Genomic DNA, 8,550 nt, shown 5'->3' with positions numbered 1-8,550 from the left:
GGCCTATCTTGATAGTTTGAGCTATATTGGTGTCCGTTACCCCGCAGAAGCGGTGTCGGTTCTTGACGAAGGTTTCGATAAGGGTGTGATCTCGCGCAAAAACGTGACCTTTAGCGAGCGTTACAACGAAGCCAAATCGCGGCTTGCGGAGGACACACGCACATTGCCTGGCACGATAGCCCCTGCAAAAGCCAGTCCGAAACCGATGCTGGCGTCGCTAACTGCAGACTCGTTTTTCTCACACAAGGATTACAAGACGGCCAAGGAGTTGTATGAATCGGCGTTGGGTAAAGGAGCCGTTCTCGACAAGGATGGCGGCGACCAGACCGACCGCACGCGCTTTCGTCTCGCAATGTCTAAAGCAATGTTGGGCGATTATGCCGGCGCGAAGGCTGATTTTGCGATGATCAATAACCCCAACCGCAAGGCAATTGCCGAATATTGGAACATGTATATCGACCAATTGTCTAAGCCTGCCGCTGCAGCTGTTTCCGCTGCCCCCGCGACCTGAACTATAAAACAACAACAAAAAAAGGGCCTGCGCAATCGGGCCCTTTTTTATGCCTGCGGAATAGGAACGCCGGGCTGGTCTTTAGCGGTGCGGATCGTTAGTGATGTTTTGACGCTGCTGACATTTGGCGCTGACGTCAGTTTTGATGTCAGAAATTCTTGAAATGACTGCAGATCGCGGGCGACAATCTTCAAGATAAAATCAATTTCACCGTTGAGCATATGGCATTCGCGCACATCGGGCAGCGCCCTGACATGCTCTTCAAATGCCTTCAAATCCTCCTCGGCCTGACTTTTGAGGCTGACCATCGCGAACACAGTGATGGTATAGCCCAGAGCACCTGCGTCCACGTCGGCATGGTAAGATTTGATTGTGCCGGATTGTTCAAGCGCGCGCATGCGACGAAGGCATGGCGGCGCCGTCAAACCTACCTTTGTCGCGAGTTCCACATTGGTAATGCGACCATTCGCCTGCAATTCTGCCAAAAGCTTCATATCTATCGCGTCAAGGTTCGTATTGGCCATAATTTTGTAATTTCCGTCTCTATTATGACCCGTGCTTATAATATAATTATAGCGGATTGCAATTGTCCCATAGTGTGATGGACCAAAATTGATGCTTTCGTGTTGCTGACAACAGGCTGCCGCCGCAAAATTACGCGAATATCCCAGCAGGAAGCGCTGAACATTGCGTGAGACGGATAACAAAGGCGTTCGCCGACACATTTGGTAATTTTAACGCGCATGTCTGTTGTAGAACGATGGTCCTCCCGGTTGCTGTTCGCGATTGTCGTTTGCTCCGCTTCCAAGCCACATGAGCGGCTTTGCGTCAGGCTTAAGCAAGACATCCAAGATTTACGAAATATGGGTGTCCGCGCAAGGATTGGGGCCGAAATCAAATCTACCAGCCAAATTACGTCATTTAGGTAACATAAAGGCTTGCCTATTCTGCCAAAGTTCGGCTATCGGCCCGCAGGTAGTTGGCGAGCCGGTTAGGGCCTGTAGCTCAGTTGGTTAGAGCTGGCCGCTCATAACGGCTAGGTCGGGGGTTCGAGTCCCTCCGGGCCCACCACCTTCGCATCGCGAAGATGGCAGGTAGCCAGCGGCGAGGACATTGTTATACCAGTGATCCCATGTCGGGGAGTAGCGCAGCCTGGTAGCGCATCTGGTTTGGGACCAGAGGGTCGCAGGTTCGAATCCTGTCTCCCCGACCATTTCTTGAAAATTTCTGGGCAGATTGTCAACGAAGCTGCAAAATGTGCTGCCCTAGCTTGAATGCGCGAAATCGCACATTTCTCTCTCGTTCGGATTGTTATGCAAAAATGCGCATGATAGAAAAGCGAAGACCTTTGGCGAAAAGGGGCTTTCCCGATCTATTGGACGGCTGCCAAACGGCAGATCGCAGACTGGCGCAGGGGCCTTGGCGCGCTCTTATCCGATCAGGCCGCCTTAGCAGCAGCACTGTCTGACCAGACACTCCTGCCTGAGTTCCGCCGGGTATGCCCATTGGCTGATGTCTCGACCGCTTTAGATTTAGTCAGTCTCTAGCCAACGAAGGCGCGCTCAAGCACATAAGTGCCAGGGTGTGAATGGGCGCCTTCGACAAAACCAAGGGCTTCAAGCTGCGCGCCTGTTTCCTTGATCATTGCCATGCTACCGCACAGCATGACGCGGTCTGTGGCGGGATCTAGCGGATAGTCCCCGCACGCAATACGGTCCGTAATACGACGATTTTCGTTGGTCCAAGTGGGGCATTTCGTCACGGACTGATCATAGGTCAGTTGCAGCTTGGCTTCATCTGCAACTAAGGGGTCGCTCGCCAATTTGCTTTCAAGCAGATCGCGGTAAGCCAAATCTTCGACTTGCCGGACCGTATGCTGAACGGTGATATGTTCAAAGCGTTCGTAGACACTCGGGTCGCGGATGATCGAAATCCAGGGAGCAAGGCCTGTTCCGGTCCCAATCATATGTAAGCGTTTGCCGGGGATCAGCGCATCCATAGTCAACGTGCCCGTTGGCTTTTCTCCCAACAATATCTCATCACCGGGTTTGATTTTGTATAGGTGGCTCGTGAGCGGACCGTCGGGAATAATGATGCTCAAAAACTCAAGCGATTCTTCCCAAAAAGGCGATACGATTGAATATGCACGCAAAAGTGGCTTGCCGTTGACCATCAGGCCAAGCATCACAAATTGACCGCTGACAAAGCGGAAAGATGTTGGCCGCTCCACGGAAAACGAAAATAGCCCCGTGTTCCAGTGATGTGTGGTCAAAACTTTAACCGTATTAAACGCCATGATATCCGTTCCATAATTGGGCGCCAATTGGACGCAGGAAGGCCCTTTGCATAATAAACATTTCTTTCCCACGAAAAAGTCAGCCTTCATCCGGTATGCCATGACAACTGCGTCGACTTATTGAGGCAAATATTCTAACGATATCTCATGGACTCACTTGATATCGCTTTTGCCGAAGCCCGCCGTTACCGTGCCTCATTGGACACACGGCCTGTTGCCTCATGGGGTACGCCGGATGACATGCGGTCAATATTGCCGTCACATTTTCCGGAACACGGAATGCCAGCAAATGACGTTGTGCGCGCCATCGCGGCAGCGGCAGAACCGGGGTTAACCGCCAATGCCAGTGGCAGGTTCTTTGCATGGGTAAAGGGAGGCGCTTTACCCGCCGCATTGGCGACCGACATCATGTGTTCGGCGTGGGACCAAAATGCGGTGTTGGCGTCAACAAGCCCAGCGGGCGCCGTGCTTGAGGAGGTCGCCGGCCAATATCTTTTGGAGGCGCTGGGGCTGCCTTCAGACGCCAGCTATGCCTTTGTGACGGGTTGCCAGATGGCCCACACTACCGCGCTGGCTGCGGCGCGCCATGGCGTGCTTGCGCGGCAGGGATGGGATGTTGAAGCCAAGGGGCTTCAGCGTAGCCCGGCCATTCGCATATTGGCCAACGCCCACCATCATTCGTCGGTAACGCGCTCCTTGCGCCTTCTTGGCTTAGGCAGTGCATGCATTGAACCATTGGGTGGTAAGACCCCCGGCAAGGTCGATGCCGACGTGCTGCAAGCTGCATTGGCGCAGGCCCCTGATGCGCCGACTATTGTGATCCTGAATGCAGGCGACCTCAACATTGGTGCATGCGATGATTTTGAGGTTCTTTGTCCCATTGCACAAGCCAGTGGCGCCTGGGTGCATGTCGATGGTGCCTTTGGCTTGTGGGCGAATGCAAGCACGCGTCTTGCACCTCTGGTGAAGGGCATAGCTCTAGCTAATAGCTGGGCGACCGACGGGCATAAGTGGCTGAATACCCCCTATGACTGCGGGATGGCGATCACTCGGGACCCGCAGGCGCACAGTGCCGCCATGCGGATGACTGCAGCTTATTTGAGCAGCGGTGGTCCAGTGCGTGACCCAATGGATTTTACGCCGGAAATGTCGCGGCGTGCACGATCATTGCCGACGCTTGCGGCATTGATGGAGCTCGGCCGTGATGGGCTCGCGGCAATGGTGGACCGTTGCTGCGACCATGCAGTCGCGATCTATGATGGCATAGCGGCCTTGGACGGCGCAACCGGCATCGCGCGTCCGACCATGAACCAAGGGCTCATCCGGTTTGATGCTAATAACGGTAACAATATCAGCGATGCTGTGATCGCCGCAGTTAACGCCAGCGGCGAAGCGTTTTTAAGTGGTGGCACGTGGAACGCAGAACGGGTTATGCGGATTAGCGTCTGTGGATGGAACACCAGCGCTAATGACGTTGTGCGCACTGTGGCTGCCGCGGGTAAGGCGCTGTCGCAGTTAAAACAGCACGCAGACTAAACAGCCTTAACCATGTTGCGATGATGGCGACCCTGACAAAAAACGGCGGCTAAGGTGAGCGCGGGAACATAAACGCGCCTTGCCTGTTATCATATCGGACACACCGCCTGCAAATCCTCCCGTTTTTAGTTCGGTGTGTCGTACCTTCCAAATCTCAGGGGCATATTCTGTGGCGCAATACACGCCGCGCAGTTGATATGCGTAAAGATCTAAGCGGCCAGAGCTTCGGCCGTTTCAGAGCGGGTAATGCCGTTCACAAACTGGTCAGTGCATGCATCCCAGCAAAACGACGCGCCATAGTGTGCGGCGTCCGCTCGATCCAGCTTCAGTGCATCTTGTATGGCTTGCGACAAATCTGCGTTCAGTGAGCCAATAGGCCGTTTTAACTCCCTGTTGGGGCCGAGGCCCTCTGCGCCAATTATATCCAGCGGCCCTTGCACCGGATAGCCTGCTACCGGTGTCCCACAGGCCAATGCCTCCAATATGACGAGGCCAAACGTGTCGGTCTTGCTTGGAAAAACAAAGACGTCAGCGGATGCGTAGATGCTCGCAAGTTCTGCGCCTTGGCGCGTTCCTAGGAAAAGGGCGTCAGGATACTTTGCTTCCAGCGCCGCGCGGGCAGGGCCATCGCCGACGACCACTTTTGTTCCCGGTACACCTGCGTCCAAAAATGCCTCCAGATTCTTCTCAACGGCAACCCGGCCAACCGACAATAATATCGGTTTTGCAATATCTTGCAGGGCCGGATGCTTGGTTTGCCGGGCATGAAAGATGTCGTGGTCAATGCCGCGTGACCACAATTGCGTCGGGTGTATGCCGCGACTTTCAAGTTCATCACGCAAACTTTGTGTCGCAGTAAGAACTGCGCGGGACCCCTTGTGAAATCTGCGCATGATCGGCCAGATGAGGTCAGGCGAGAGATTTGTGCGCGCTGCGACATATTCTGGAAACCGCGTATGGAACGCTGTTGTGAAGGGCACTTTATGCTTAAGACACCACGCCCGCGCGCTCCAACCGATTGGACCTTCAGTGGAAATATGAACAAGGTCTGGTTTGAATGCGCCCAGCACCTTGCGTAAGCGGAAACGCGGGGCGAGAGCCAAGCGTATTTCGGGGTAACCCGGACAAGCAATGGTGGTAAACCGATCAGGCGATATAACTTCAATCTTATGCCCGCGAGCCTTTAAGCGGCGTGTAGTCTCGTTCAGGGTACGCACAACACCGTTGACTTGCGGGGCCCAAGCGTCGGTTGCGATGGCCAGCCTCATGCTGCAACCGTCGCATTTTTTGCCGCATTATCACGCACACGCGCTGCCCAGTCGATGATGGACATAGTCCCATCTCTCGCTTCGGTTAGCGCGGTGCAGCTTTCGACCCAATCACCGTCATTATAATACGTAATCTTGTCGAACTGCCGTATTTCTGCGCAATGAATATGGCCGCAGACTACGCCCTGCACGCCACGCTGCAGAGCTTCGCGCGCGACAACTTCTTCATATTTACCAACATATTGCACAGCATTTTTAACACGCTTTTTCAAATAAGAAGATAGCGACCAATAAGGGAGGTTAAACCTGCGACGCACCACATTGAGAACAATATTGGCTTTAAGCAGCAATGTGTAAGCCTGATCCCCTAAGAACGCGAGCCAGCGAGCGTAAAGAACAATGCCGTCAAAGGCATCACCATGGGTGACAAGCAACGATTTGCCATCGGCAGTGGTGTGTATGGCTTCTAGCTGCACTTCGATGCCGCCAAAGCTAAGCCCCGCATAATCGCGGAACATCTCATCATGATTGCCGGGAATGTAAATAACCCGCGTACCGCGATGCGCCATTTTCAAGAGCCGCCGGATGACTTCATTATGTTGGTCTGGCCAATACCAGCCCTTACGCAGGCGCCAGCCATCGACGATGTCACCTACGAGATACAGTGTTTCACATTCGATCGAGTGCAAAAAATCACTGAGCAGTCCGGCCTGACAACCGGCTGTGCCAAGGTGCACGTCGGATATCCAGACTGTGCGGAACTTCATCTTCGGCTGATAGCTTCGCGGCTCAGGTTTATCGAACCAAGTAGGAAGCTTTGGTACTATTTTGTCCCGCTCAATAAGCTGACTTGTATCAACATCTGAGCCACTAAATGATGTATCTTTCATCTGCTTCTACCCCCACCAGATGTGTTGGGCATAGCTGATTCGTTGGTCAGGCACGTGGCAGATAGATGACAGTTTTCTTTCCATCGATTACGCCTTTGTTCTTTTATTTCAGAGCAGCTACTTCTGCATGAGGCAGGGTCAGACCCATGGCCCGTGGCAGCGTCGGCGCGATAGCAAGTTTGTAGCACGCGCTTTTGGTGCAGTAAGTGACGGTGTTATGCGGTTATCATGTGATTTTGATAGCAGTTATAAGTACAAAATATTTTGACTGTTACTGCCAACAATCACTCCGTCTGATAAAAGTTACAGTTATGTGACAATTATATTGCATATATGTCATATAACTGTAACATAGCGGAAGAGACAGAGGAGATGATCTATGAAACTGTTATTAGTCAGCGCTTTAATCGCGGGTACTATAGGTAGTATGGGTACTGCGGTGCACGCGTCGCCAAATATGATGGGCGAGATTGCGTATCCAAAAGAATCCATAGGCTATGAGGCCCTCATGCGCGGTGATAATGAGCGTGCAGTCTTCCAAATCATGGCGAATGAACAAGTTAGTAGTGGTGATCCGGCAAAATTACTGAACCTTGGCCGTGCCTATGCGCGCATGGGGCGCACTGACGATGCTGCAAAGATGTTTAAAGCTGTCCTTGAGAGCCGCGACAGCGTAGACTTGGTTCTAGCAGATGGCAGCGTGATGAATTCGAAGGTTGCGGCACGTAAGGCCTATGCGAGTTTGCTAAGGCGCGTTGCTGCACGTTAAGACGCCGTAATCTGTTTTTAAGTTACTGAAGCCATAATAAGGCGGGCCTAACGGCTCGCCTTTTTCATTTTTAATTCTGTGCCAAGCGGGTTCGTCAACGTTATTCCGGTGCTGTAATATTTCTGACGTAAAAGATTCTCTCAACTGCAATGTTATACGCATAGTGATGTCATAGACCGCTTCTATCCACCTCGAAGTCAGCGGGTGGGGCCTAATTTTGATTCGTCACTGGTCCGTTGCAAGCGCCTATAATCGGGCAAGACTTATTTGTTGCGGAGATTTAGAATGTTGAACCCAAAAATGCGCGGGATTGTCTATGCTACGGCCGCCGCTGCCCTTGTCACTGGTTGTGGCGCAGACGATATCGCGTCGCCCGGCACCGGTGGTAACATCACCATTAACAACCCAGCCGCCCCTCCCCCTCCGCCACCCCCGCCGCCGCCAACAACTGTTGCTGCAGCTGGCGCGTGCCCTTCGATCGCTGACCCGCAGGGTTTGACGAACGCTGGAACGATTTCTGGCCCAACCGGTACATATCGTATTTGCCAACTGCCGAACCTTATTAAGGTGTCGAGCTCGCTACCGAAGCTTGCTGGTGTGCTTTACTCTATGAATGGCCGCGTTAACGTAGGCTGCGATGGCGGCTTCACTGCGCCAACATCTGGTGCCCCATTCACTTCGACAACCATCGGTTGCTCCACGCCATTGACAGCCGATACCAATGTGACTTTGACGATTTCTCCCGGCGTAATTCTGTATGGCGCAACAGGTCAGTCATGGCTTGCAGTCAACCGCGGCAACAAAATTTCCGCAATCGGCACAGCAAGCTTGCCGATCATCTTCACCAGTCAGGATAACGTTGCCGGCTTCAATACGGACTCATCGCAGGGTCAGTGGGGCGGTGTTGTCCTGATGGGACGAGGTATTACGACAGATTGCGGCACTGGCTTGGGTTCTGTTGCTTCAAACACATGCGAACGTGATACGGAGGGTTCTGCTGACATCGCCCGTTTTGGCGGTAGGGACAACACTTACAATGCTGGTACTATGAAGTATGTTCAAATTCGTTATTCAGGCTTTGTTCTTGGTTCAAACCGCGAATTGCAGTCGCTAACGACTGAGAGCACTGGTACAGGTACTACTCTTGAGTATATTCAGTCGCACAACAGCTCAGATGATGGCGTTGAGTTCTTCGGTGGCGCGATCAACATGAAATATTATGTCGCAACCGGCGCAGATGATGACAGCCTTGACATCGACACGGGTGCGCAAGCCAATAT

At 52.9% G+C, this 8,550-nt stretch carries 6 protein-coding genes, 2 tRNA genes and 2 pseudogenes; 6 read left to right on the top strand and 4 right to left on the bottom strand.

Annotated features, from left to right (window positions below; translation table 11 throughout):
* Positions 1 to 511: pseudogene (locus QE270_RS03740) on the top strand (hypothetical protein); the annotation flags it as partial.
* A gap of 47 nt (positions 512 to 558) precedes the next feature.
* On the opposite strand, the gene QE270_RS03735 reads toward QE270_RS03740, so the two are convergent.
* On the bottom strand, positions 559 to 1,035 hold the full coding sequence (locus QE270_RS03735; RefSeq protein WP_300035344.1) for an Lrp/AsnC family transcriptional regulator: 477 nt from the start codon (positions 1,033 to 1,035) through the stop codon (positions 559 to 561).
* A gap of 470 nt (positions 1,036 to 1,505) precedes the next feature.
* On the opposite strand from QE270_RS03735, the gene QE270_RS03730 reads away from it, so the two are divergent.
* Both QE270_RS03730 and QE270_RS03725 read left to right on the top strand, forming a co-directional pair.
* Positions 1,506 to 1,582 (top strand) — tRNA-Ile (locus QE270_RS03730).
* Between the two features lie 65 nt (positions 1,583 to 1,647).
* Positions 1,648 to 1,724 (top strand) — tRNA-Pro (locus tag QE270_RS03725).
* Positions 1,725 to 2,054: 330 nt separating this feature from the next.
* Here QE270_RS03725 and QE270_RS03720 read toward each other — a convergent pair.
* Positions 2,055 to 2,807: a ferredoxin--NADP reductase gene (locus tag QE270_RS03720; RefSeq protein WP_300035341.1), complete on the bottom strand. Its 753-nt coding sequence runs from the start codon at positions 2,805 to 2,807 to the stop codon at positions 2,055 to 2,057.
* Between the two features lie 147 nt (positions 2,808 to 2,954).
* Here QE270_RS03720 and QE270_RS03715 point away from each other — a divergent pair, with 147 nt between their 5' ends.
* Positions 2,955 to 4,343, top strand: coding sequence for a pyridoxal-dependent decarboxylase (locus tag QE270_RS03715; RefSeq protein ID WP_300035339.1), 1,389 nt, complete (start codon positions 2,955 to 2,957; stop codon positions 4,341 to 4,343).
* Positions 4,344 to 4,552: 209 nt separating this feature from the next.
* On the opposite strand, the gene QE270_RS03710 is transcribed toward QE270_RS03715, so the two are convergent.
* Both QE270_RS03710 and QE270_RS03705 read right to left on the bottom strand, forming a co-directional pair.
* Entirely contained in the window at positions 4,553 to 5,611 is a 1,059-nt protein-coding gene (locus QE270_RS03710; protein ID WP_300035336.1) for a glycosyltransferase family 1 protein, read from the bottom strand.
* The gene (locus QE270_RS03705) at positions 5,608 to 6,378 is read right to left on the bottom strand and encodes a UDP-2,3-diacylglucosamine diphosphatase (protein WP_300035347.1); all 771 of its coding nucleotides are present in this window, start codon (positions 6,376 to 6,378) and stop codon (positions 5,608 to 5,610) included. Before QE270_RS03705 ends, QE270_RS03710 begins: the two co-directional genes overlap by 4 nt.
* 502 nt (positions 6,379 to 6,880) lie before the next feature.
* Here QE270_RS03705 and QE270_RS03700 point away from each other — a divergent pair.
* Both QE270_RS03700 and QE270_RS03695 read left to right on the top strand, forming a co-directional pair.
* Positions 6,881 to 7,270 carry a tetratricopeptide repeat protein gene (locus QE270_RS03700; protein WP_300035333.1) on the top strand — a complete coding sequence of 130 codons (390 nt, stop codon included), beginning with the start codon at positions 6,881 to 6,883 and terminating at the stop codon, positions 7,268 to 7,270.
* Positions 7,271 to 7,555: 285 nt separating this feature from the next.
* Positions 7,556 to 8,550, top strand: a pseudogene (locus QE270_RS03695) (hypothetical protein); the annotation flags it as partial.

The sequence above is a fragment of the Sphingorhabdus sp. genome, assembly GCF_029865925.1.
Taxonomy (GTDB): Bacteria; Pseudomonadota; Alphaproteobacteria; order Sphingomonadales; family Sphingomonadaceae; genus Sphingorhabdus_B.
This window is presented reverse-complemented; position numbering and strand designations above follow the sequence as displayed.

Coding starts and splice junctions, on each gene's coding strand:
- QE270_RS03735 (WP_300035344.1), bottom strand. CDS start 1,035: ATGGCCAATACGAACCTTGACGCGATAGATATGAAGCTTTTGGCAGAA.
- QE270_RS03720 (WP_300035341.1), bottom strand. CDS start 2,807: ATGGCGTTTAATACGGTTAAAGTTTTGACCACACATCACTGGAACACG.
- QE270_RS03715 (WP_300035339.1), top strand. CDS start 2,955: ATGGACTCACTTGATATCGCTTTTGCCGAAGCCCGCCGTTACCGTGCC.
- QE270_RS03710 (WP_300035336.1), bottom strand. CDS start 5,611: ATGAGGCTGGCCATCGCAACCGACGCTTGGGCCCCGCAAGTCAACGGT.
- QE270_RS03705 (WP_300035347.1), bottom strand. CDS start 6,378: ATGAAGTTCCGCACAGTCTGGATATCCGACGTGCACCTTGGCACAGCC.
- QE270_RS03700 (WP_300035333.1), top strand. CDS start 6,881: ATGAAACTGTTATTAGTCAGCGCTTTAATCGCGGGTACTATAGGTAGT.